Raw genomic sequence first — 556 nt, 5'->3', positions numbered from 1 at the left:
CGAAGGTCTCGGCGAGCGGGGAGACCACGAACCGGCTGCGTGCCAGCGTGTCCGCGTCGAGCAGCCACCACCCCATGCTCCGCCCCACCTTTCGCCGTCCGGCGAAACAATAACGAGCACCCCGCGTGCGGCCGAGACTCCCCGCATGCCCAGCTACCGATCCCTGTTCCGCACTCCGGAGTTCACCCCGCTCTTCCTCGCCGCCGCAGCGCAGACCGCCGCTTCGACGATGGGCGGCCTCGCGCTCGGCACCCTCGTCTACCGGGCCACCGGCTCCCCGCTGCTCTCGGCGCTCAGCATGTTCGGCCCGGCCCTGGCGCAGGTCGTCGGCGCGACCTTCCTGCTCTCCGGCTCCGACCGCCTGCCCCCACGCACGGCGCTGTCCGCCATCGCGGCGGTCTTCGCGGCGGGCACGGCCTTCCAGGCGGTACCGGGACTGCCGCCCGGCGTACTCCTCGCCGTGGTCCTCCTGTCGGGCCTGGTGGCCGCGCTGGGCGGGGGCGTGCGCTGGGGGCTGCTGAACGAGATCCTCACCAAGGACGGCTATCTGCCCGGG

The 556-nt window shown here is 73.4% G+C and carries 1 pseudogene; it reads left to right on the top strand.

Annotated features, from left to right (window positions below):
• Positions 1-145 precede the first annotated feature (145 nt).
• Positions 146-556, top strand: a pseudogene (locus tag CCN33_RS19610) (MFS transporter); the annotation flags it as partial.

The organism is Streptomyces recifensis (assembly GCF_002154615.1).
Lineage (GTDB): Bacteria > Actinomycetota > Actinomycetes > Streptomycetales > Streptomycetaceae > Streptomyces > Streptomyces griseoluteus.
The sequence above is the reverse complement of the archived record's forward strand: the minus strand, read 5'-3'. Positions and strand labels throughout refer to the sequence as shown.